21 protein-coding genes and 1 pseudogene are annotated in these 24,489 nt (G+C 34.2%); 15 read left to right on the top strand and 7 right to left on the bottom strand.

The window, feature by feature from the left end:
* Window positions 1-27: 27 nt before the first annotated feature.
* Together murB and KA909_RS01675 are read right to left on the bottom strand one after the other, a co-directional pair.
* Complete coding sequence (murB, locus tag KA909_RS01670; RefSeq protein ID WP_075108235.1) at window positions 28-951, bottom strand: UDP-N-acetylmuramate dehydrogenase; 924 nt, start codon at window positions 949-951, stop codon at window positions 28-30.
* A 79-nt stretch (window positions 952-1,030) separates the two neighbouring features.
* A complete protein-coding gene (locus KA909_RS01675; protein ID WP_210129890.1) occupies window positions 1,031-1,546 on the bottom strand; it encodes a GrpB family protein in 516 nt (171 codons plus the stop codon).
* Between the two features lie 109 nt (window positions 1,547-1,655).
* Here KA909_RS01675 and KA909_RS01680 point away from each other — a divergent pair, with 109 nt between their 5' ends.
* From KA909_RS01680 to KA909_RS01690, 3 genes are all read left to right on the top strand, one after another.
* Complete coding sequence (locus KA909_RS01680; RefSeq protein ID WP_193839635.1) at window positions 1,656-2,531, top strand: EMYY motif lipoprotein; 876 nt, start codon at window positions 1,656-1,658, stop codon at window positions 2,529-2,531.
* 132 nt (window positions 2,532-2,663) lie between these two features.
* Window positions 2,664-2,984, top strand: coding sequence for a bacillithiol system redox-active protein YtxJ (ytxJ, locus tag KA909_RS01685; protein WP_053029936.1), 321 nt, complete (start codon window positions 2,664-2,666; stop codon window positions 2,982-2,984).
* Window positions 2,985-3,294: 310 nt separating this feature from the next.
* Window positions 3,295-4,416, top strand: a complete 1,122-nt coding sequence (locus KA909_RS01690; RefSeq protein WP_193839634.1) for a glycerate kinase — start codon at window positions 3,295-3,297, stop codon at window positions 4,414-4,416.
* 70 nt (window positions 4,417-4,486) lie between these two features.
* On the opposite strand, the gene pepT is transcribed toward KA909_RS01690, so the two are convergent.
* The 4 genes from pepT to gdpS form a co-directional block, all read right to left on the bottom strand.
* The gene (pepT, locus tag KA909_RS01695; RefSeq protein WP_053029934.1) at window positions 4,487-5,716 is read right to left on the bottom strand and encodes a peptidase T; all 1,230 of its coding nucleotides are present in this window, start codon (window positions 5,714-5,716) and stop codon (window positions 4,487-4,489) included.
* 14 nt (window positions 5,717-5,730) lie between these two features.
* Window positions 5,731-6,225, bottom strand: a complete 495-nt coding sequence (locus KA909_RS01700; RefSeq protein ID WP_053029933.1) for a threonine/serine exporter family protein — start codon at window positions 6,223-6,225, stop codon at window positions 5,731-5,733.
* 16 nt (window positions 6,226-6,241) lie between these two features.
* Entirely contained in the window at window positions 6,242-7,003 is a 762-nt protein-coding gene (locus KA909_RS01705) for a threonine/serine exporter family protein (RefSeq protein ID WP_053029932.1), read from the bottom strand.
* Window positions 7,004-7,234: 231 nt separating this feature from the next.
* The gene (gdpS, locus tag KA909_RS01710) at window positions 7,235-8,305 is read right to left on the bottom strand and encodes a GGDEF domain-containing protein GdpS (protein WP_210129891.1); all 1,071 of its coding nucleotides are present in this window, start codon (window positions 8,303-8,305) and stop codon (window positions 7,235-7,237) included.
* Window positions 8,306-8,671: 366 nt separating this feature from the next.
* On the opposite strand from gdpS, the gene KA909_RS01715 reads away from it, so the two are divergent.
* Entirely contained in the window at window positions 8,672-9,757 is a 1,086-nt protein-coding gene (locus KA909_RS01715; RefSeq protein WP_193839632.1) for a glycosyltransferase family 4 protein, read from the top strand.
* 58 nt (window positions 9,758-9,815) lie between these two features.
* Here KA909_RS01715 and KA909_RS01720 read toward each other — a convergent pair whose 3' ends face one another.
* Window positions 9,816-10,457 carry a YigZ family protein gene (locus KA909_RS01720; protein WP_070854849.1) on the bottom strand — a complete coding sequence of 214 codons (642 nt, stop codon included), beginning with the start codon at window positions 10,455-10,457 and terminating at the stop codon, window positions 9,816-9,818.
* A gap of 143 nt (window positions 10,458-10,600) precedes the next feature.
* On the opposite strand from KA909_RS01720, the gene fakB1 reads away from it, so the two are divergent.
* The 11 genes and pseudogenes from fakB1 to uvrB all read left to right on the top strand — a co-directional run bounded on the left by fakB1 (window position 10,601) and on the right by uvrB (window position 24,483).
* Window positions 10,601-11,467, top strand: coding sequence for a fatty acid kinase binding subunit FakB1 (gene fakB1, locus KA909_RS01725; protein WP_193839631.1), 867 nt, complete (start codon window positions 10,601-10,603; stop codon window positions 11,465-11,467).
* A gap of 459 nt (window positions 11,468-11,926) precedes the next feature.
* A complete protein-coding gene (locus tag KA909_RS01730; RefSeq protein ID WP_245339325.1) occupies window positions 11,927-13,009 on the top strand; it encodes a DEAD/DEAH box helicase family protein in 1,083 nt (360 codons plus the stop codon).
* Complete coding sequence (locus tag KA909_RS01735; RefSeq protein WP_193839630.1) at window positions 13,002-13,676, top strand: ComF family protein; 675 nt, start codon at window positions 13,002-13,004, stop codon at window positions 13,674-13,676. Before KA909_RS01730 ends, KA909_RS01735 begins: the two co-directional genes overlap by 8 nt.
* A 61-nt stretch (window positions 13,677-13,737) precedes the next feature.
* Window positions 13,738-14,316 (top strand): ribosome hibernation-promoting factor, HPF/YfiA family, encoded by a 579-nt coding sequence (hpf, locus tag KA909_RS01740; RefSeq protein ID WP_070854846.1) that lies wholly within the window; start codon window positions 13,738-13,740, stop codon window positions 14,314-14,316.
* A gap of 425 nt (window positions 14,317-14,741) precedes the next feature.
* The gene (gene secA / locus KA909_RS01745; protein WP_053029924.1) at window positions 14,742-17,279 is read left to right on the top strand and encodes a preprotein translocase subunit SecA; all 2,538 of its coding nucleotides are present in this window, start codon (window positions 14,742-14,744) and stop codon (window positions 17,277-17,279) included.
* A 104-nt stretch (window positions 17,280-17,383) separates the two neighbouring features.
* Window positions 17,384-18,500, top strand: a protein-coding gene (gene prfB / locus KA909_RS01750) for a peptide chain release factor 2 (protein ID WP_176747945.1) whose coding sequence is annotated in 2 segments (ribosomal slippage) — window positions 17,384-17,455 and window positions 17,457-18,500 — 1,116 coding nt in all. Because the reading frame shifts where the segments join, the coding sequence is not laid out codon by codon here.
* Window positions 18,501-18,940: 440 nt separating this feature from the next.
* A complete protein-coding gene (locus KA909_RS01755; protein WP_193839913.1) occupies window positions 18,941-19,804 on the top strand; it encodes a COG3942 and LysM peptidoglycan-binding domain-containing protein in 864 nt (287 codons plus the stop codon).
* Window positions 19,805-20,142: 338 nt separating this feature from the next.
* Window positions 20,143-20,964 (top strand): annotated as a pseudogene (locus tag KA909_RS01760) (oxidoreductase).
* Between the two features lie 207 nt (window positions 20,965-21,171).
* On the top strand, window positions 21,172-21,813 hold the full coding sequence (locus KA909_RS01765) for a YfbR-like 5'-deoxynucleotidase (RefSeq protein WP_053029922.1): 642 nt from the start codon (window positions 21,172-21,174) through the stop codon (window positions 21,811-21,813).
* Window positions 21,814-21,818: 5 nt separating this feature from the next.
* Complete coding sequence (locus KA909_RS01770; protein WP_053029921.1) at window positions 21,819-22,046, top strand: CsbA family protein; 228 nt, start codon at window positions 21,819-21,821, stop codon at window positions 22,044-22,046.
* A 451-nt stretch (window positions 22,047-22,497) separates the two neighbouring features.
* A complete protein-coding gene (gene uvrB, locus KA909_RS01775) occupies window positions 22,498-24,483 on the top strand; it encodes an excinuclease ABC subunit UvrB (protein WP_075108222.1) in 1,986 nt (661 codons plus the stop codon).
* Window positions 24,484-24,489 lie beyond the last annotated feature (6 nt).

Raw genomic sequence — 24,489 nt, forward strand, 5'->3', positions numbered from 1 at the left:
ATCGTCTCCTATCAACGTACCATGTTGTTATTCTTCAGGATGTTCTCCGATAATACGAACCTCACGATGAAGTTCAACATCAAATTTTTCTTTTACTACTTTTTGAACATGATGAATTAAATCTTCATAATCTGTAGCTGTTCCATTGTCTACATTAACCATAAATCCGGCATGTTTTTTTGAAACTTCTACACCACCAATTCGATGGCCTTGTAAGTTTGAATCTTGTATTAATTTGCCTGCGAAATGACCAGGTGGACGTTGGAATACACTTCCGCATGATGGGTACTCAAGCGGTTGTTTAGATTCGCGACGTTCAGTTAAGTCATCCATCTTAGCTTGAATATCGTCTAGTTGACCTGGTTCAAGTGTAAATGCAGCTTCAAGTACGACTAAATGTTGTTTTTGAACAATACTATTTCTGTAATCTAATTCTAATTCTTTATTAGTCAATTGAATTAAATCACCTTGTTCATTAACGCAAAGTGCGTAATCAATGCAATCTTTGATTTCGCCGCCATATGCGCCAGCATTCATATAAACGGCGCCTCCAACCGAACCAGGAATACCACAAGCAAACTCTAATCCTGTTAACACGTGGTCTCTAGCAGCACGTGACACATCAATAATTGCCGCACCGCTTCCTGCAATAATAGCATCGTCAGATACATTGATGTGATTTAATGACAATAAGCTAATTACAATGCCACGAATGCCACCTTCACGAATAATAATATTTGATCCATTTCCAAGATAAGTAACAGGGATAGCCTTCTCTTTGGCATAGCGTACAATAGCTTGGACGTCTTCATTTTTAGTCGGTGATAAATAAAAATCAGCATTACCACCAGTTTCAGTGTATGTATAGCGTTTGAGTGGTTCATTAACTTTAATAATATCTTCAGGTATTAAGGACTTTAAATCTTGTAAGATGTCTTCTTGCTTTAACATAAGTACATCCTTTCTTCTCTTCTATAATCTACCTTTTATTATAGCAATTTTGTCGATGATTTGCGAAGACGACAACGTTTTATAACTTTTGATAGATGTCTTCGAAGTATTTCTGCTTTTGATTTTCATAGGGTCTTATATAATTAATATGTTGAATGATAGAATGCTTTTTTTCTGAAAAATGATGCGCAATATCTGGCAATGTTGCAAGTGCATTGTCAACATCAATGTACTGTTTGAATAGCAAGGTATCCATTTGAATGATATGTAAGCGAATGGTTTGCTTTAAATCAATCATATTATTAAACTTTGCCATCATCACTTTCTTCTTATAGGGATGATGGAGACGATAAAAGCCTAAATAATTCAATCGTTTCTCGTCTAAAGCTGTGATATCATGTAAATTATTTACACCCACTAAAACATCTAGAATAGGTTCAGTTGCATAATTAAAATGACGTGTGCCTCCGATATGTTGTGTGAATTTTACAGGAGAATCTAGCAAGTTGAATAGCGATGCTTTCGTAGTTTGATATAATGTATCATACTCGTTGTGTGCGTCATCTTGAATAAAAGGTTGAACGGTTGCGTACATACGTATCTCCTTTAAATGGTAAGTTTTGTCAAATTCTGAAATACTATAACACAAATCATTTTCAATATAAATAGCTTTAGGTATAATACGTGGTGATAGGAGTGCATTTATGAAGAAATTAGCAATACTTTCTATAATGTTGATATGTGGCGTATTACTCGCATCGTGTGGTAATCAAAAGCGTGCAGATTTAAATGATTTCCAAACACAACTGAATAAGGTTGAAGATGAGAAGAAAGACGTCAAAACAGTGATGGATAAAATTCATTTAAAACAATTAGACCAATTAAGCAAGACGGACACCACTGATAAGAATAAAAGAGAATTTAAAGCGTTGCAGAAGGATATAAACAAGCACTTAATTCCTGAATTTAAGAAATATGAAAAATCGGCTAAACAATTACCTGCTGAACATCAAGATGTTAAAGATTTAAAAGATAAGTATTTGCAAAATGTGAAACAAGAAAAACAATCCATCTATGACATTAAAGCCTTTGTAGATTTATGTAATAGATCAATCAAGGCGAATGAGGATATATTGGATTATACTAAACTATTTGAAAGCAATCGCTCACAGGTAGAAACACAAATTCAAAAAGCAACGAACCAAGAAGATGCGAATCAATTAACATCTAAAATTGAAAATAACAATCAGAAGTTGAAAGAGGCAGCACAAAAATATTTAGAGCGTGATGATACGACTACTAATAAAGCAATAGATGATCATATTAAGCCATTGATTGAGAAGCAAATAACAGAATTGAATCAAACGAATATTACTGATCCAAAAGTTAACAGTGCGCGTAAAAATGCTATTGAAATGTATTATAATTTATTGAATTATTATGATACGCGAGAAACAACCATCGAGATAGAGAAAAAACTTTCTAAAATTGATGTAGAAAAGTTACCGAAAACGGGTAAAGAATTAAGTAAGGATAATAGTGGATTTTACGAAGAATTGAAAAAGTTAAAAAAGCAATAAGTAGACACAGTTATTAAAATTAAAATTTTTGGTTAACAATGGACAATGAAATGTGTATAATTGAACCCATTGAGTAGTTTATAATGATTATAAAGTGCAATATGGACATAAATAATTTTAGAGGTGAATAGAATGGCTATAAAGCTGAGTTCGATTGACCAGTTTGAACAAGTACTTAAAGACAATAAATATGTATTTGTATTAAAACATAGTGATACTTGTCCAATCTCAGCAGATGCATACGATCAATTTAACAAGTTTTTATATGAAAGAGATATGGATGGCTATTATTTAGTCGTTCAAGAAGAAAGAAAACTTTCTGACTATATCGCTGAAAAGACCCATGTGAAACATGAATCTCCACAAGCATTCTATTTTATTGATGGAGAAGCAAAGTGGAACGCGAGTCACAGTGATATTAACGTATCTTCATTAGCGCAAGCTGAAGAATAATAGATCACGACTTAAGAAAGTAAAGATTAAATTCAAATAACAACCATTGTTTAAGGCTACATTTTAAAAGGACAGTAGCCGGCGACACTGAGAAGATGGCCATATCAGGCGTCTCTTAGTGCGCATCATCCTTACAGGGGGACATGAATTCAAAGTGAATTCTGCGTCACCCCTGTTTTTTATTTATGTTATTATAACTGCTATTATTATGAAAAGTAGAGACAACCCATGTATAATGTGAAAGTGAAGTCGAATATATAACATCTAAATCAATATATAAATAAAGAAAATGGCATGAGGTGATTAACAGATGAAAGTATTAGTAGCAATGGATGAATTTAACGGTATCATTTCGAGTTATCAAGCAAATCGCTTTGTTGAAGAAGCGGTAGCCAGTCAAATTGAAGATGCTGATATTGTACAAGTGCCATTATTTAATGGTCGCCATGAACTTATGGATTCGGTATTCTTGTGGCAATCAGGCACAAAATATAGAGTGAATGTCCATGATGCAGATATGAATGAAGTTGAAACAATCTATGGTCAAACTGAACAAGGATTAACTATAATTGAAGGCAATTTGTTTGTTAAAGGTCAAAAGCCAATCGAACAACGCTCAAGTTATGGCTTAGGAGAGGTTATTCTAGATGCATTGAATAACGGCGCTGCGAACATTGTTATTTCACTAGGCGGTATCGATAGTTTCGACGGTGGTATCGGTATGATGCAAGCCTTAGGTGCGAAATTCTATAATGATGAAGGAGAACTTTTGGATGCGCGCGAAGGGGCTCAAGTCATCAAATTTATTCGACGTATTGACTTTTCTGAGATACCTCAAACTTTTAAAGATGCACATATTCAAGTGATGTCTGACTTTTCTAGTAAATTATATGGTAAACATAGTGAAATTATGAAGACGTACGAAGGTTATGGAATGACACGAGATAAGGCCGCTGAAATCGATAATTTAATTTGGTACTTTAGTGAGTTGGTTAAAAATGAAATGAAAATTGCCATGGGTCCAATCGAAAGAGGGGGCGCTGGCGGTGGTATTGCAGCATTATTAAGTGGATTGTATGATGCTGAGATATTAACAAGTCATGAATTAGTCAATCAAATCACGCATTTAGATGATCTCGTATCTCAAGCTGATTTAATTATCTTTGGTGAAGGTGTAAAAGAGGAAGACCACTTACTTGAAACAACGACTTTAACAATTGCGGAATTAGCACATAAACATCATAAACCAGCAATTGCTATTTGCGCGACGGACGACAAATTTAATGTCTTTGACCAATATCAAGTTACAGCAATGTTCAATACATTTATTGAGATGCCAGAAAGCTACACAGACTTTAAAATGGGCATACAAATCAGACATTTCACTGTTCAGGCACTTAGATTATTAAAAACGACATTGAACCATGGATAAATGAATAAATGCTAATAAAAGGGAACCACAATGACCCATATGGTCATCATGGTTCCCTAATTGATGATATCTATTTATGATGATGTGTGACTTCTTGTGCAATACCAATAATGACTTGTACTGCTTTTTCCATTACATCGATTGATGCATATTCAAAAGGTCCATGGAAATTACCGCAACCTGTAAATATGTTAGGTGTTGGTAACCCTTTATAGGATAATTGTGATCCGTCAGTACCACCGCGAATAGGTGCTGTATTAGGTTCAATATTTAAATCTTTGAACACTTTTTTAGGTATATCAATAATATATGGGTGTGGTTTAATCTTTTCAGCCATATTATAATATTGATCCTCGATTGTCACCTCGACTGGGAAATCTTCGTAATGAATATTAATATCGTCGCGAATTTCTAATAATTTCTTTTTACGCAATTCAAAGGCATCTCTATCATGATCACGAATAATATATTGCAATGTCGCTTTTTCAACATTACCTTCAAATTTCATTAAATGATAGAAACCTTCATAACCTTCTGTACGTTCTGGAACCTCACTTGCAGGTAAAAGACTATGAAATTGGTGGCCTAATGATATTGCATTTACCATGATGTTTTTAGCTGACCCTGGATGTACATTGACGCCATGTGTCGTAATTTTTGCCTCTGCAGCGTTAAAACTTTCAAATTGTAACTCACCGAATTCACTGCCATCCATTGTATAAGCGAAGTCTGCATCAAAGCGTTCAACATCAAAGTGATGTGGACCACGCCCAATTTCTTCATCAGGTGTGAATGCTATGCGAATACGGCCATGTTGAATTTCAGGATGCTCGATTAAATAGTTAATGGCTTCCATAATTTCCACAACGCCAGCTTTATCATCTGCGCCTAACAATGATGTGCCGTCAGTAATCATGAGTGTATGGCCCTTAAGCTTTTTTAATTCTGGAAAAGTTTCTTGGCTCAATACACGACCCGTATCGCCAAGTTTGATTGCACTACCGTCGTAGGCTTCTACAATCTGAGGATTCACATTGCTAGCATTAAAGTCAGGTGACGTATCAACATGTGCTAGGAATCCAACAGTAGGAACGTCGGAAGAAATGTTACTTTCTAGCGTCGCAAATAGATAGCCATTGTCATCAAGGTCTGTTTCTAGACCAAAGGCTTCAAGTTCTTGTTGTAATAAATGTAATAAATCCCATTGTTTGTCAGTTGAAGGTGTGGTTGACGATTCTGGGTTAGATTGTGTATCGATTTTGACGTAACGTGATAATCTGTCTATAATCTGTGCTTTCATAGCAAGACATCCCCTTAGATTCTATTATTCATATTGTATGATTTTCTATATGTTTTACCTTTAATTTTATCATAATACTGCTTGATGCGTGTGTAAATATAGTAGAGGATTTCAGCTACTAAAATTCCGAACGCGATAGAACCAGAAATAAGTGTTACCTCTAAAAAAGTGTTTACTGCCTGTGTATAATCATTTGACACTAAATAACGTGTTGCTTCATATGCGGTACCCCCAGGTACAAGCGGAATGATACCTGGCACTATAAAAATAATCACAGGGCGTTTGTAACGACGACTCATAACATGACTTAATAATCCGAGGATTAAACTTCCAAGAAATGCGGCGCCAACTTTTCCTAAATCCATATCTACAGTGAATTGATATATGGTCCATGCAACAGCGCCTACAAATCCACAAGCTGCGAGTAGTCGCTTCGGTGCATTGAAGATAATTGAGAAGAGCACTGTAGAAATGAAACTAATTGTGAAATGGAATAAATAAAATAACATTTATACACAGCCTTTCTTAAATAATTAATAAAACGATGGCTACACCAGCACCGATGGCAAATGAAGTTAATGCAGCTTCAACGCCTCTAGACATTCCGGCTAACAATTCACCAGCCATTAAATCTCGAATCGCATTACAGATTAATATTCCGGGTACAAGTGGCATTACACTAGAAATGGTAATGATATTCTGATTCGTTGCAATACCAAGCTTAGTAAAGGTGGCTGCAATTGTGATAACGACTGCTGAGGCAACGAATTCTGAAAAGAATTTAATTTGAATAAATCGTTGTACTAAACTAAACGTTAAAAAAGCGGCCCCACCAGCTATAACAGCAATCCAGCAATCTGAAGCTACACCACCAAACATAAATAAGAAGAATCCACAGGCAATTGCAGCTGCAAAAAAGTTTAATAGAAATGAGTATTGTAACGATGCACGACGTAAATGAATCAATTCAGATTTTGCTTCATCAATGGTTAATTCATTTCTAGAAATTTTTCTAGATAAACTGTTTGTTAGTGCAATTTTCTCTAAATCCGTTGTACGTTCGCGAATTCTAATTAGTCTTGTATTTGTGCGGTCATTAAGTGAAAAGATAATGGCTGTTGACGTTACAAAACTATATGTATCATTTAAACCGTAACTATGTGCAATACGGTTCATTGTATCTTCTACACGATACGTTTCTGCACCAGCTTCAAGAAGGATTCTCCCAGCTATTAAAACTACATCAATCACCTTATTTTCATCGATAATAGTGATTGAATCTGACATAAACGGCACCTCCAGTACTTTGGATAATTAAATTTAATTTCATAGACAATTTGAAGTGTACAACTTGCACACGCAACTTGCAATAGTACGCTACGTATTCCTACCACATCTAATTCCTATTAACATGAAAAATAACGCAACGTTAAGATAGACATCATAAAAAAGTCAACATAATGAGATAACCTATATGAATCCTACTTTGATTATCTAATATGTTGACTGCTTTTAGTTTTATAATTTAATGATTGGATTAAACATTACTTGATTACGACCTTCATTTTTAGCAACATGGACCATATCATCGGCATCTTTAAAGACTTTGCGTTGCGATTTATGATCATCTTGCGTTAAGTAGCCTACACCAATAGAGACAGATAATTTAATAACTTCCTTGTTAGGTAAGTGGAATGAAGACTTTTCAACACCAGTTCGTATATTTTCAGCTAATTTAACGCTTTGATCCAATGAATAATCACGGATGACAACTGAAAATTCTTCACCACCATTACGGAAAATCTGGAATTGTTTAGGAACATAATTCTTTAATAGCTGTGACATTTGTTTCAGCACAGCATCTCCAGATTGATGTGAGTACGTATCATTAACATCTTTAAAACCATCGATATCAATTAATAATAAGGCAAGACTTTCTTTTTTCTCTTCGGCGATTTGTGATACATGATTTAAATGTCTATCAAATTCTTTCACATTTCCTAAACCAGTAAGATAGTCAAACTTATCTTCATTTTCGTAGCGTGTAACTAATGAAAAGAAGTGCCACATATCAACAAATGTAATTGCTGAAGCAATGGTTAAAACGAATGAAATAGGAACTAAAAATGCGATTTCAGTAAGGTCATATAGCGGGCTGAAGATGGATAAAATAAGTAAAATAATGACACTAATCAAATTTAAAACAACTAAAGCCACAATATCATTTTGTTTCAAGAATGGACCGACCATACTGACGATGATACCTATTACGATAAGTACTACGCCATAAAGAAGTGAGTTTCCAAATGCATATACTTCAACTAGAGCAACAATAACTGCTGAAACTAAGGTATAACCCATATTCGTAAAACGACCTAGAAATAATAATGGGACAAACGTTAAATGAACTAAATATTCTTGATGGAATGGAATTGGATATGCTGCAAGTAGTAGGGCAACAATAGTCATCAACACCGTGACATAGCCTTTAGAAAAGACCATGATTTTATTTTCGGAATATTGTAGCCGATGGAATAAATATATTCCCGCTACCATAACTGCAACATTGTAAATGATAGATTCAATCATATTGGAATCGACTCCTTTAATTTAACCATTAGTTATTGTAAGTGAAAACTTACCATTTGTCATTAAGTTGTATCAGATATAACAAACAAATTAGATAGAATATATATACTTTCGTATTCAAATGAATAATGAAATGATATGATATAAGTTATAATATCTTTACAAAAAATTTACATTCAATTAAAAATTAAGGATAAACATAGAGAAATAGGGTAAAATAGTTGGAGTTTACTGAACGTTGTGATGAAGTGTCAGTAATTTACAACTATAGTCCAATACAAAAATGAATTAAAAGTTGTTTAAATAGAATGAATAGATAACTAGCAAATATGACAAATTAAAAAGAGATTTATTGAAGGTGAACTGATGTATACTTTACTACTTATTGCTGTGACATTGGTAATCAGTTTAATATTAACACCTATTATTATAAAGGTCTCTATTAAATTCGATTTAGTAGATAGGCCAAACTTCAGAAAAGTACATACAAAGCCAGTCTCAGTATTGGGTGGTACTGTTATACTACTTTCTTTCTTAATAGGAATTTGGCTTGGACATCCTATTGAAAGAGAAGTTAAGCCCTTAGTTTTAGGTGCTATTGTAATGTATTTAGTAGGATTAATTGATGATATTTATGATTTAAAGCCTATTTTAAAGTTAATTGGACAAATTGTCGCCGCTTCAATTGTTGCGTTTTATGGTATTACGATTGATTTTATATCCTTTCCGATGGGGCCAACGATTCATTTTGGAATATTGAGTATACCTATTACAATTATTTGGATTGTGGCGATTACGAATGCCATTAATTTAATTGATGGATTAGACGGATTAGCTTCAGGCGTATCCGCAATTGGTCTTATTACGATTGCGTTTATTGCAATTTTACAAGCGAATGTATTCATTATCATGATTTGTAGTGTGTTAATAGGTTCATTATTAGGATTTTTATGCTTTAACTTTCACCCTGCTAAAATCTTTTTAGGAGATAGTGGTGCGCTATTGATTGGGTTCATCATTGGTTTTCTATCGTTGCTTGGCTTTAAAAACATTACATTTATTTCGCTATTTTTCCCAATTGTAATTTTAGCGGTACCATTTATCGATACATTGTTTGCAATGATTCGAAGAATGCGTAATGGCCAACACATCATGCAAGCGGATAAGTCTCATTTGCACCATAAACTTCTAGCATTGGGATACAGCCATAGACAAACGGTATTGTTAATCTATTCAATAGCGATATTATTTAGTTTATCAAGTATTATTTTATACTTGTCACAACCTTTAGGTGTACTCCTAATGTTCATATTAATCGTGATTACAATTGAATTGATTGTTGAATTTACGGGATTGATCGATGATAGTTATCGCCCGATACTCAATTTAATTACAAAGAAGAATGAATCACATCATGCCAATAATGACATTGATGAACATCATAAAAAATAAAACCTTGTTTGTGAGGCTACTTAAATGATTAGGTAGTGTTACACAAACAAGGTTTTTATTAATTTGTAGGTATATCAAAGGGTAACTTTTTAACGTCTGCTTCATGCAATTCAAAATTACCAGCTGTGTGCTTATTCAAAAATGCAATAAAATCATCATATTCCGTTTGTACGACATCAATTTGATAACTGACTTTATCGGTATACGTAGTATCTCTTAAAAAATACGTTGTAGAGGCTAATTCATATTCAAACTTTCCAGTTAAATCATAATTAATGGTCACGGTAGTGGGGATGGCATCGCGCAATTCTACGCGTCCAATGTCATAAATTACATCCCTTACGGCACCACTATATGCACGAATAAGGCCACCGCCACCAAGTTTAATGCCTCCGAAGTATCGTGTAACGACAACACAAACATTATGGACGTCTAATTTTTTTAATATTTCTAGCATTGGTACACCAGCAGTCCCGCTTGGTTCTCCATCATCATTTGCTTTCTGAATGTTCATTTGATCACCAACTGTATAAGCTGAACAGTTATGCGTAGCCTCTTTATGTTGTTGTTTAACTTCGTTTATAAAAGCTTTCGCTTCATCCTCCGATGAGACAGGTTTTATATGTGCAATGAATCTAGATTTATTAATGACATTTTCAATGATATGTTCCTGTTTGATCGTAATAATAGGATCGTTCAAAGTTGTTCACCTCCAATAAATAGAAAAGATGTTTAACTTTCATTATACACGCTAATTTTTAAATGAATAAATATCTGATTATGAATTTCTTTTTCAATAAAAATAATTTATAATAACTTTGAGTATAATTGAGGAGGACTACTATGAAAATCGCAGTAATGGCAGATTCAACAGGGTATCTACCACAAGACTTTATGGACAAGTACGAGATACCTATCGCACCATTAAGTGTCGCATTTGATGATGGAGAAACGTTTACTGAGAATGATAATGTACCGATTGAACATTTTTATAATAAAATGGCCTCATCTAAGACGTTCCCTACAACAAGCCAACCGGCTATTGGAGAATGGATTGAGAACTATGAGAAATTAAGAGATAAAGGTTACACAGATATTATTGTGATTACTTTATCAAGTGGTATAAGTGGTAGTTATCAATCGGCAACGCAAGCTGGAGAAATGGTAGAAGGTGTCAATGTTCATACGTTTGATACTAAATTAGCAGCGATGATTGAAGGAAGTTATACAATATACGCGAAAGAACTTATTGACAAAGGATTTACGCCAGAAGTAATTATCGAAGAATTAGAAGAAATCCGTGAGCAAACAGGTGCTTACTTTTTTGTTGATGATCTTAAGAATCTACAAAAAAGTGGACGTATCACTGGTGCGCAAGCGTGGGTTGGAACATTATTGAAAATGAAACCTGTACTATGTTTTGAAAAGGATGGCAAAATTCATCCATTTGAAAAAGTACGTACAAAAAAACGTGCATTTAATACATTAGAAGATAATATCTTTGAAATTATTAAAGACATCGACGACGTGACTGTCTTTGTAATCAATGGTGACAAAATTGATGAAGGCAAAGACTTTTATAACCATTTAAAAGAGACGTATCCAAACATCAATGTGCAATATTCAGAATTTGGACCAGTTATTGCATCTCATCTAGGGTCAGGTGGATTAGGTTTAGGATACTTCCCAAGAAAAATCGAAATTAATTAATAACAATTCAAGTCTAAAAGTGTTGAGTAAATAAGGATTAAGACAATGAGCATTGATGTGCATTGGTGGTAGCAAAACTACGGCATACCGCCAGAAGCTTAAGATAGAATTCCTTTGTTGCAAGGTATTTCAGAAATGGAAATCAGCAAACAAAGCATGTGGGGGGTTCTATTTTAATTAAACGCGTTATATCTTATATCCGAATTCTAAATGCTTTTAGGCTTTTTTATATGAAATAAGGAGTGATAGTCAATCAAATCATATGGAAAATTAGTGGGCCCTGACGTTACGTTGACTGATGAAACAGTCATCAAAGTCACGCCTGGTATAATCGCTACAAATAATGGGTATTGCTGTCTTCAATGTGGTAATACCAATATCCATGATATGTGCGAATATGAAACATCTTTTTCAGACAAGCGTATTATATACTGTAGGTATTGCATACAGTTGGGCCGTATGGACAATATTACAGAATTTAGAATTACGCAAAGTGAACATACGATTTCTGATGGATATTATGAGTTGCCCTTTCAACTATCAGAACAACAACAATATGCGTCAAATGCGATTGTACAAGCAATTAATCAGCACCAACCTTTATTATTGTATGCTGTTACTGGCGCTGGGAAGACTGAAATGATGTTTGAAGGCATTCGTGTGGCGCGTCAACGTGGTTATAACATTGCTATAGTATCTCCAAGAGTAGATGTTGTAGTGGAAATTAGTTTACGCATTAAAGCAGCATTTATTTCAGAAAAAATTGATGTCTTACATCAAAGTAGTCAACAGCACTATAATGGTCATTTCATTATTGCAACAGTTCATCAATTATTTAGATTCAAATCCCATTTCGATGTTATCTTTATTGATGAAGTTGACGCATTTCCCTTATCTATGGATCCGCGCTTAATGAATGCAATCCAACTGTCATCCAAACAAAAGCATAGCCACATTTTTATGACGGCAACTCCTCCCAAATCCCTAATCAAGCGTTTATCAACTGCGCAAATCATCACTTTACCAGCACGCTTTCATAAACACCCACTACCCGTGCCTAAGTTCTCATATTTCAAATTGAACGTTAAACATATACAGTTTAAATTAAAGAAAATGTTAATCAATCAAATCAATGCAAACCGCTATACATTAGTATTCTTTAATAATATTGAATTAATGACAGAAACGTATAAACGCTATCGCTATTATTTTCCGGATTTAATATGTGTTTCAAGTAAAGATGCGTTACGATTTCATAAAGTTCAGGCACTTCGAAATGGTGAACATGCCATTGTTTTTACAACAACTATTTTAGAAAGAGGATTCACTATGGCGACATTAGATGTCATTGTTATCAATGCACATACTTTTGAACAGGCTGCCCTCATACAAATTGCTGGACGTGTGGGACGTAAACAGGAAGCGCCCACTGGAAACGTGGTATTTATGCATGAAGGTGTGAGCATCGCTATGATACAAGCAAAAAGAGAAATTAAAAAAATGAATCGACTAGGTATCCAACGTGGGTGGGTGAATGCCTAAGTGTATACAGTGTGGTGTACATCTAGATGAACCACTAAGTGTATTCAATTTCTATCGTGTACCTCAACGCTTATGTCAGCCATGTCTACAAATGTGGGAGAGCGTACGATTAATTAAAGATGAGCAACGTTGTCCTAAGTGTTTAAATGACAATAACAATAAAGAAGGCAAATGTTTGGATTGTCAATTTTTAGCTAAGAATTTTACATTAATGGATCAACTTTATTGCGATTATCAATATACTGGCATAATGAAAGACATCATACACCAATACAAGCTTATGAGAGATTATTATTTAGCTGAGGTTTTAGCGTCACAACTTCAATTACCACAGACAACGTATGATCTAATTGTTCCTATACCATCACCATTAGCACGTGATACACTGAGGACTTTTAATCCAGTTGCAACAGTGTTAGAAAAGATGGGCGTCAACTATGTAGATATATTAGGGACTGACTTGCGTCCTAAACAATCAAAACTAGGTAAGGTAGAACGAGCAAAAGCGATGAATCCTTTCTTTATAAAAGAGGATATAGATTTAACGGATAAAGAAATTTTACTCGTTGATGATATTTATACAACAGGATTAACAATTCATCACGCAGGGTGTAAATTATATGACAAAAATGTCAGAAAATTCAAAGTGTTTACGTTTTCAAGATAGGCTAAACGTGGTATTATAATAGTAAGAATTACCAACATAAGAGGTTAAAGGAGAGATAGCTATGATTAGATTTGAAATTCATGGAGATAACCTCACTATTACAGATGCCATCCGCAACTATATTGAGGACAAAATTGGTAAACTTGAACGTTATTTTAATGATGTGCCAAATGCAGTCGCACATGTTAAAGTGAAAACGTATCAAAATTCAACAACTAAAATTGAAGTAACAATTCCATTGAAGAATGTTACATTAAGAGCTGAAGAAAGACACGATGATTTATATGCAGGCATTGATTTAGTGACAAGCAAATTAGAGCGTCAAGTTCGTAAATATAAAACACGTGTTAATCGTAAACATAAAACGCATGGAGAACCAGAAGCGTTTGTAGCAGAAGTTCAAGAGGCACCACCAGAAACGAATGGTGAGGCTAATGCAGAAGCTACAAATGATAGCGATATTGAAATCATCCGTTCTAAACAATTTAGCTTAAAACCAATGGATTCTGAAGAAGCTGTATTACAAATGGAATTATTAGGTCATGATTTCTACATCTTCACTGATCGTGATACAGATGGTACAAGCATTGTTTATAAACGTAAAGATGGTAAATATGGATTAATTGAAACAACTGAATAATTAATTTTTACTCAGTTGATTAACTTTAAGTTACTATAAATTCAATAACATTATAAAATTTACAATGTAAGTTTGTAGTCATTGGTTGGTTAAGCATGTGACCATAAAATGTGCTATTTAGCTTTAGTCATTGTGATAAGGGTGGGACAGTGAATTCGATAAGGATTCTGTTCCACTCTTTTTGTAACTTATATTATAGTAATTCGTGGACGCTATTATCATGCTGTGCTAATGTAATGAAGTAATTGGATATTTGAAAAATTAGGCTTAGCGATTCAAAATAGAGGGAAAAGAAAGTAAGCTATTTAAGTTGTACGCAATTAAGCATTGTGCTTATATGAGTATTTAAGTATAAATTTAAAAGTATAAATGATATGATAAATTGTTGTAAGCCAAACAGTTTTTAAGCTAAAGGAGCGGACGTAATGGGATTTTTATCAAAAATTGTTGACGGCAATAAAAAAGAAACTAAACGTCTAAGTAAAATAGCCGATGAAGTACTTTCGCTAGAGGAAGATATGGCTATCTTAACTGATGAAGAAATTAAAAATAAAACAAAACAATTTCAACAAGAACTACAAGAAATTGAAGATGTAAAAAAACAAAATGACTATTTAGATAAAATTTTACCACAAGCCTATGCCTTAGTAAGAGAAGGGGCAAAACGTGTCTTCAATATGACGCCGTATAAAGTACAAGTAATGGGTGGTATCGCAATTCATAAAGGCGATATTGCCGAAATGAGAACAGGTGAAGGTAAAACATTAACGGCTACGATGCCAACCTATTTAAACGCACTTGCAGGTCGAGGAGTACACGTTATCACAGTTAATGAATACTTATCTAGTGTTCAAAGTGAGGAAATGGCAGAGCTATATGAATTTTTAGGTTTAACAGTTGGATTGAACTTAAACAGTAAGTCAACGGTTGAGAAGCGTGAGGCCTACGCACAAGATATTACGTATAGTACGAATAACGAGCTAGGATTTGACTATCTAAGAGATAATATGGTGAATTATGCTGAAGAGCGTGTAATGAGACCTTTACATTTTGCGATTATTGATGAGGTTGACTCGATCTTAATCGATGAAGCGAGAACACCTTTAATTATTTCTGGTGAAGCGGAAAAATCAACATCACTTTACACGCAAGCTAATGTGTTCGCTAAAATGCTTAAAGCAGAAGATGATTATAAATACGATGAAAAAACAAAAGCAGTTCATTTAACTGAACAAGGTGCAGACAAAGCAGAGCGCATGTTCAAAATAGAAAATTTATATGACGTGCAAAATGTGGAAGTTATTAGTCACATTAATACAGCTTTAAAAGCACACGTAACACTACAACGTGACGTAGATTACATGGTTGTCGATGGAGAAGTACTTATTGTTGACCAATTTACAGGACGTACGATGCCTGGTCGTCGATTCTCAGAAGGTCTTCACCAAGCTATTGAGGCCAAAGAAGGCGTTAAAATTCAAAATGAATCTAAAACAATGGCATCCATTACTTTCCAAAACTATTTCCGTATGTACAATAAGTTAGCAGGTATGACTGGTACTGCGAAAACAGAGGAAGAAGAATTCCGTAATATTTACAATATGACGGTTACTCAAATCCCTACGAATAAACCTGTTCAACGTGACGATAAATCAGATTTAATTTACATTAGCCAAAAAGGTAAATTTGATGCAGTTGTTGAAGATGTTGTTGAAAAGCATAAACAAGGTCAACCCGTTCTTTTAGGTACTGTTGCAGTTGAAACAAGTGAATATATCTCTAATTTATTAAAAAAACGTGGCATTAGACATGATGTATTAAACGCCAAAAACCATGAACGTGAAGCTGAAATTGTTGCCAATGCAGGACAAAAAGGTGCTGTAACAATAGCGACAAACATGGCTGGTCGTGGTACCGATATTAAATTAGGTGAAGGTGTAGAAGAAATTGGCGGTTTAGCTGTTATTGGTACTGAACGTCATGAATCTAGACGTATTGATGACCAATTACGTGGTCGTTCTGGCCGTCAAGGTGATAGAGGGGATAGTCGTTTCTATCTATCACTTCAAGATGAATTGATGGTTCGTTTTGGTTCTGAAAGACTTCAAAAAATGATGAACCGATTAGGTATGGATGACTCAACACCTATTGAATCTAAAATGGTATCACGTGCTGTTGAATCAGCTCAAAAACGTGTTGAAGGTAATAACTTTGACGCACGTAAACGTATACTTGAATATGACGAAGTGTTACGTAAACAACGTGAAATTATTTATAACGAAAGAAACAATATTATCGATTCTGAAGATAGCTCACAATTAGTAAATGCTATGTTACGTTCAACATTACAGCGTGGTGTGAACTATCACATTAGTGAAGAAGATGACAATCCGGACTATGCACCATTTATTAACTATGTTAATGATGTCTTTTTACAAGAGGGCGATCTTAAAGAAGAAGAAATTAATGGCAAAGATCCTGAAGATATCTTCGAAGTGGTTTGGGCTAAGATCGAAAATGTTTATGAAAGTCAAAAAGCAAAAATCGGTGGTCAGATGGCAGAATTTGAGCGTATGATATTATTACGTTCAATCGATACGCATTGGACGGATCATATTGATACAATGGATCAATTACGTCAAGGTATCCATTTACGTTCATATGCACAACAAAATCCACTTCGTGATTACCAAAATGAAGGTCATGAACTATTTGACATGATGATGCAAAATATTGAAGAAGATACATCTAAATTCATTCTTAAATCAGTAATTCAAGTTGATGAAGATATAGAACGAGAAAAAACAACTGACTTTGGAAAAGCACAACATGTCTCTGCTGAGGATGGCAAAGAAAAAGCTAAGAAACAGCCAATTGTTAAAGGTGATAAAGTTGGCCGTAACGACCCATGTCCATGTGGTAGTGGTAAGAAATATAAAAATTGCCACGGTAAAGAAGAATAGCTTTAATTTTTAATAATAAGTGGGAGTTGTGGAACTGAATCTACGCTCCTACTTTTTACATATCCATTTAAAAGTGCAAAGAACAAAGAATAGGAGAGATAAAAATGGAACTATCTGAAATTAAGCGAAATATAGATGAATATCGTCAGAACTTAACGCAAATTAGGGGGTCTCTTTGACTTAGAAAATAAAGAGACAAATATACAAGAATATGAAGAAATGATGACTGAACCTGATTTTTGGGATGATCAAAATAAAGCACAAGACATTATTGATAAAAATAATGCATTAAAATCAGTTGTAAATGGTTACCATGAATTAGATGAAGAAGTTGAAGATATGACTGCAACTTGGGAATTATTGCAAGAAGAGTTAGATGACGATGTAAAAGACGATTTAGAACAGAATGTACACGACTTCAAAGAGAAAGTTGATCAATTTGAACTACAATTATTATTAGATGGGCCACATGATGCTAATAATGCTATTTTAGAATTACACCCAGGTGCTGGGGGTACTGAATCTCAAGACTGGGCTAGTATGTTACTACGTATGTATCAGCGTTACGGTGAACAACAAGGGTTCAAAGTTGAAACCGTAGATTATTTACCGGGTGATGAAGCTGGTGTGAAAAGCGTAACGCTATTAATTAAAGGCCACAATGCATACGGTTACTTGAAAGCTGAAAAAGGTGTTCATAGATTAGTCAGAATTTCACCTTTTGATTCATCAGGACGCCGTCATACATCTTTTGCATCATGTGATGTCATTCCAGAATTCAATAATGACGAAATCGAAATTGAAATCAATCCTGATGATATTACGGTAGATACATTTAGAGCGTCTGGTGCTGGGGGTCAGCATATCAATAAAACTGAATCTGCCATCCGAATTACCCATCATCCGACAGGCATTGTAGTCAATAACCAAAACGAACGTTCACAAATAAAAAACCGTGAAGCAGCTATGAAAATGTTGAAAGCTAAATTATACCAATTAAAATTGGAAGAACAAGAACGTGAAATGGCTGAAATACGTGGTGAACAAAAAGAGATTGGATGGGGAAGTCAAATTCGTTCGTATGTATTCCATCCGTATTCTATGGTGAAAGACCATCGAACTAATGAAGAAACTGGTAAAGTTGATGCTGTTATGGATGGAGAAATTCAACCATTTATTGAAGCATACTTAAGACAAGCAATGAATCATAGCGATAATTAATAAAAATTGAATGATAGATTAGGGAGCGGGACAAAAATAAGATTTTTCCAAAATTCATATTGCTGTTCCGCTCTTAGCTTGCTTAACTTGTAGAATTTCTTGATGAAATACTCAGTGCTGGGGGGCCTGTCGTCAAGGATGACTAGGTTTGAAAAAAGCTTGCTTTAAGCGCATTTTCAAATCAGTTAGCTATTGCCAATTTGCAAAATAGCATCATCATATTATTTATGTTCCAGGCTCTAATTATTTATAAAACATAAATAGTCGCTAAATAAATGTAAAATGTAATATTAATTATTACTAGAGTACGTCTTTTTACATGTTCTTGAAGTCCTTTTTAACCTTTATATTACAAGCCGATAACATTGAACACACATGAAATGCGGTGTGCTAGAGTATAAATTAAGAATAATATAAAACGACAAAGGAATGACAGTATGATAAATAAGACGCTTACAGTAACATTTACTTCAATTGCGGCTTTAGCAGGCTTAAGTGGTTTAGCTAATGCGCAAGAAACGACACATACAACTTCAACACATACAACATCACACCAAGCAAATGCTTATGATGGCCAAGTGGCACAAGAAACAAACTTAGGGTTAACAGATAAAGATATCGTTAAAGTTAAAGCTGGCGATACGTTATATCAAATTGCTTTATCACATCATTTATCGTTAGAACAACTCTATAGCCTTAATCCAGGTGTAACGGCATTAATTTATCCAGGTGATTTAATAGCGGTAAGTGACAAAGGTGCAGCAAAATTAGAAAATAAAGAGATTAATTATGCACAAGCATATACAGAAACAACAGGCTATAATCAAGCGGATGTAGTAGCTCAATCAGTAAGTGCTAGCACAACAAATGTGTCTAATTACAATGTTGTACCTACAAGTGCACCTGTGGCTACAACGAATGACACATACCAATCATCAGTAAATTCACCAGTATCATATCAACATATTACAACTGCCAATCAAGGTAACCGTTATAGTTACGGAAATTGTACATACTATGCATTTGATCGTCGCCAACAATTAGGGCGCGCAATTGGAAGTTATTGGGGTAACGCAAATAACTGGGCATACTCAGCGAAAAATGCTGGATTAACAGTAGATAATCGTCCTGAAGTAGGTGCAATTTTCCAAACAACTGCAGGTTATTATGGTCATGTAGGTGTTGTGGAACATGTGAATCAAGATGGTTCGGTATATGTTTCAGAAATGAACTGGAATGGACACTATAACCATGTCACTAATAGAACAATTACCAATACTTCAAGTTATAACTTTATTCACTAATAAATATGTTTAGACACTATTTTTAATATATTCAGTCGTCAGAGTTCAATGGCTATGTGAATTAGCATAGTCATTGAACTCTTTATTTTATAAGTAATGTCATTTCCTAGAAAATAATAGAACGATTAAATGTATTAACGAGGTATAGGAAACCAATTTAATCTTTAATTAAAATACTTATCACAATACATTTCTATGTAACTAGTATATATTGGAAAACAAAAGAAAATAAAATAATTGTTATGTATTGAAGTACGCTTAGTGTAAGCGACTATTTTAATAATTGATTTGCGTTTTTTGCGCATAATCGTGATTTCAAAATAAAATAATAAGGTGGAATTAATGGTGAGAAAAGTCATTTAATTACAGGAGCAACGAGTGGTATTGGTTATAAAACAGCTGAATATTTAGTAGCACAGGGCAATATCGTTTATGGCGCTGGTCGTAGAATAGAAAGCCTTGAAAATTTAAAACAAGTACATCCTTTAAAATTAGATTTAACAAATGAAGCATCGATGAAAACGGCTATCGATACAATCATCGCAAACGAAGGAAGAATTGATGTCCTCGTAAATAATGCCGGTTATGGTTCATATGGTGCAATCGAAGACGTCACAATTGAAGAAGCGAAACAGCAATTTGAAGTAAATCTATTTGGTTAAGCACGAATTACACAGCTTGTTTTACCACATATGAGAGCACAACAGTCAGGACATATCATTAATATTTCATCGATGGGTGGACGACTTACAACATATTTTGGCGCTTGGTATCATGCTACGAAATATGCATTAGAAGCTTTTAGTGATGCTTTACGAATGGAAGTAGAAGCATTCGGGATAGAAGTATCTATTATTGAACCAGGTGGGATTAAAACAGATTGGGGTATCATCGCCGCTGATAAATTAGCTGATTCTGCAAAAGGCGGTGCTTATGAAGCTACTGCGATGAAAGTGGCTGAAAGTATGAATAAGCAATATCATTCTAATTTGCTTTCAAATCCAATGGTCGTTACAAAAGCGATTTCAAAAGCCATAGATAGTAATAAACCGAAACCACGTTATCTAATAGGGTTTGCAGCTAAACCCCTTGTGCTTTTACATGCTATATTGCCAACCAAAGTATTCGATAAAATGATGAAAGCCTCAAATTCAATTTAAAGTACCACAATATAACCATTCGATAAATTGTATACATAAGACACCTCGATCGTTCATTTAAGCGTGAACAATACTGAGGCGTCTTATTTTTTATACTATTTTAACCTTCTACAATGTATAAAGAATTGACACTTCTCATAGAAATGTTGATTGATATAATAAATGTAAGTATAATCTTTATTTAATAAAACATGGAGGTAAGGTAATATGGGTGTTCATCAATACTTTAAAAGACTTTCAGATTTAGAAAAATTAATTCGTTTACCAGGTAAATTTAAATACTTTGAACATAACGTTGCTGCGCATTCTTTCAAAGTCACTAAGATTGCCCAATATTTAGCAACTGTAGAAGAATATCATGGGAATACCATTGATTGGAAAAGTTTATATGAAAAAGCATTGAATCATGATTTTGCGGAAGTGTTTACTGGAGATATCAAAACACCAGTTAAGTATGCTAAAACAGAATTGAAGATGTTATTTTCACAAGTTGAACAAGATATGGTGGACACGTTTATTAATGAAGAAATACCTGAACCTTACAAAGATATTTATCGAAAACGACTTCAAGAGGGTAAAGATGATTCACTAGAAGGTCAAATTTTATCTGTGGCCGACAAGATTGATTTACTATATGAAACGTTCGGCGAAATTCAAAAACGTAATCCTGAAGACTTATTCTTTGAAATTTATGAAAATAGTTTAGAAACAATTATGCAATTTGATCATTTAAGTTCTGTTCAAGACTTTATTGAAAATGTAATACCAGAAATGTTGACAGAGAATTTCATTCCTCGTGCAGAATTGCGAGAAACTACAATGGCGATTTTAAATCGAAGAAATGGGTGAGTTGAATGATTTGGTACGCGCTAGCTGCATTTTTTCCATGTGTACTTGTTGTGTTGTTTAGTGTCATAACACGAAGCAAGTGGGTTGGTGTGATTGTTACACTTATTTTGATAGCAGCTTCTATTTATAAAGGTTTCTTTCATAATGAGTGGATTATTTTTATCGATGTCGTTTCTTTATTAGCTGGATATGTCATCATAGATAATCTTGAATTTCATAAGCATCAAGAATAAACATTATGAAACAGAACTTTTGAATGTAAAAGTCAGTTGATTTATAGTGTAAATACACAATATGTACATTGAAGCGTAAAGATAATAAATATATGTAAGTGCGTGGCATCAATAGATGAGATATGAATCAATCACATTCATAAGTGGAATACAAAATAGCGATACATTTTTTAAAATACAAACGTAAGCGAACAAACGTTTGTATTTTTCTTTGTATATTTGATAAAATAACCTTAAGTGAGCATATTATTTCAATAATAGGTAATTAATAAGTATATCAATCTATAAGTACGACGTGTGCGTGTCACTGTTAATCTCATTACATTATGATTGTAATGTACTATGCAATTTATAAAGATCAAAACTTCGGTTTAGTACATAAATATAAGTAAATAAAACCTTTAAAAAAGTAATAGAAATGAATGTTTAATTCAAGGAGGCGCTTGTCAAAATGGTGGAACATTACCCGTTTAAATTGAATTCTGAGTTTGATCCGCAAGGGGACCAGCCACAAGCAATCGAGAAAATAGTGGAAGGTGTTAAAGAAGGTAAGCGTCATCAAACGCTGTTAGGTGCGACTGGTACAGGTAAAACATTCACGATGAGTAATGTAATTAAAGAAGTGGGTAAACCAACGCTCATCATTGCACATAACAAAACGCTAGCAGGACAACTTTATAGTGAGTTTAAAGAGTTCTTCCCGGAGAATAGGGTGGAGTATTTTGTTAGTTATTATGATTATTATCAACCAGAAGCTTATGTACCTTCAACCGATACATTTATTGAGAAAGATGCCTCAATTAATGATGAAATTGACCAACTACGACATTCTGCAACGAGTGCATTATTTGAACGTGATGATGTCATTATCATTGCCAGTGTAAGTTGTATTTATGGTTTAGGTAACCCAGAAGAATATAAAGATTTAGTAGTAAGTGTTCGAGTTGGTATGGAGATGGACCGAAGTGAACTTCTTCGTAAACTTGTAGATGTACAATATTCTAGAAATGATATTGATTTCCAACGTGGTACATTTAGAGTACGTGGTGATGTTGTCGAAATTTTTCCAGCTTCACGCGAAGAGATGTGTATTCGCGTTGAATTCTTTGGCGATGAGATTGATCGCATTCGAGAAGTCAATTATTTAACAGGGGAAGTGATTCGTGAACGCGAACATTTCGCTATTTTCCCTGCTTCTCACTTCGTAACACGTGAAGAAAAAATGAAAATCGCAATAGAGCGTATCGAGAAAGAATTAGAAGAACGATTAAAAGAATTAAAAGATGAGAACAAGTTATTAGAAGCACAACGTTTAGAGCAACGAACAAATTATGATTTAGAAATGATGAGAGAAATGGGCTTCTGTTCGGGTATAGAGAATTATTCTGTTCACCTAACATTAAGACCTTTAGGTTCAACGCCTTATACATTGCTAGATTACTTTGGTGATGATTGGTTAGTCATGATAGACGAGTCTCACGTGACATTACCTCAAATTAGAGGCATGTTCAATGGCGACCGTGCACGTAAACAAGTGCTCGTTGATCATGGTTTCCGTTTGCCAAGCGCGATGGATAACCGACCATTAAAATTTGAAGAATTTGAACAAAAAACAAATCAATTAGTATATGTCTCAGCGACACCAGGGCCATATGAAATTGAACATACTGATGAGATGGTTGAACAGATTATCCGTCCAACGGGTCTGTTAGATCCTAAGATTGATGTGAGACCAACTAAAAATCAAATTGATGATTTACTTAGTGAAATTCAAGAACGTATTGATAGGGACGAACGTGTCCTAGTCACTACATTAACTAAAAAAATGAGTGAGGACTTAACCACTTATATGAAAGAAGCGGGAATTAAAGTGAATTACCTGCACTCAGAAATTAAAACGTTAGAGCGTATTGAAATCATTCGTGACTTAAGAATGGGAACATATGATGTTGTTGTAGGGATCAACTTACTAAGGGAAGGTATCGATATACCTGAAGTTTCATTAGTAGTCATTTTAGATGCGGATAAAGAAGGTTTCCTACGTTCAAACCGTTCATTAATTCAAACCATTGGTCGTGCGGCGCGTAATGAGAAAGGTGAAGTTATCATGTATGCTGATAAAATCACCGACTCAATGCAATATGCACTTGATGAAACACAAAGACGTCGTGATATACAAATGGCACATAATGAAAAATATGGTATCACGCCAAAAACAATTAACAAGAAGATTCATGATGTTATTAGTGCTACCGTAGATAATGATGAAACAAATGACAAACAACAAACTGAACTACCTAAGAAAATGACTAAAAAAGAAAGACAAAAAACGATTGAGAATATAGAAAAAGAAATGAAAAAAGCAGCTAAAGATTTAGACTTCGAAAGAGCAACGGAATTAAGAGATATGTTATTTGAATTAAAAGCAGAAGGGTGACAGTTA

Source organism: Staphylococcus sp. GDX8P54P (assembly GCF_017893165.1).
Taxonomy (GTDB): domain Bacteria; phylum Bacillota; class Bacilli; order Staphylococcales; family Staphylococcaceae; genus Staphylococcus; species Staphylococcus borealis.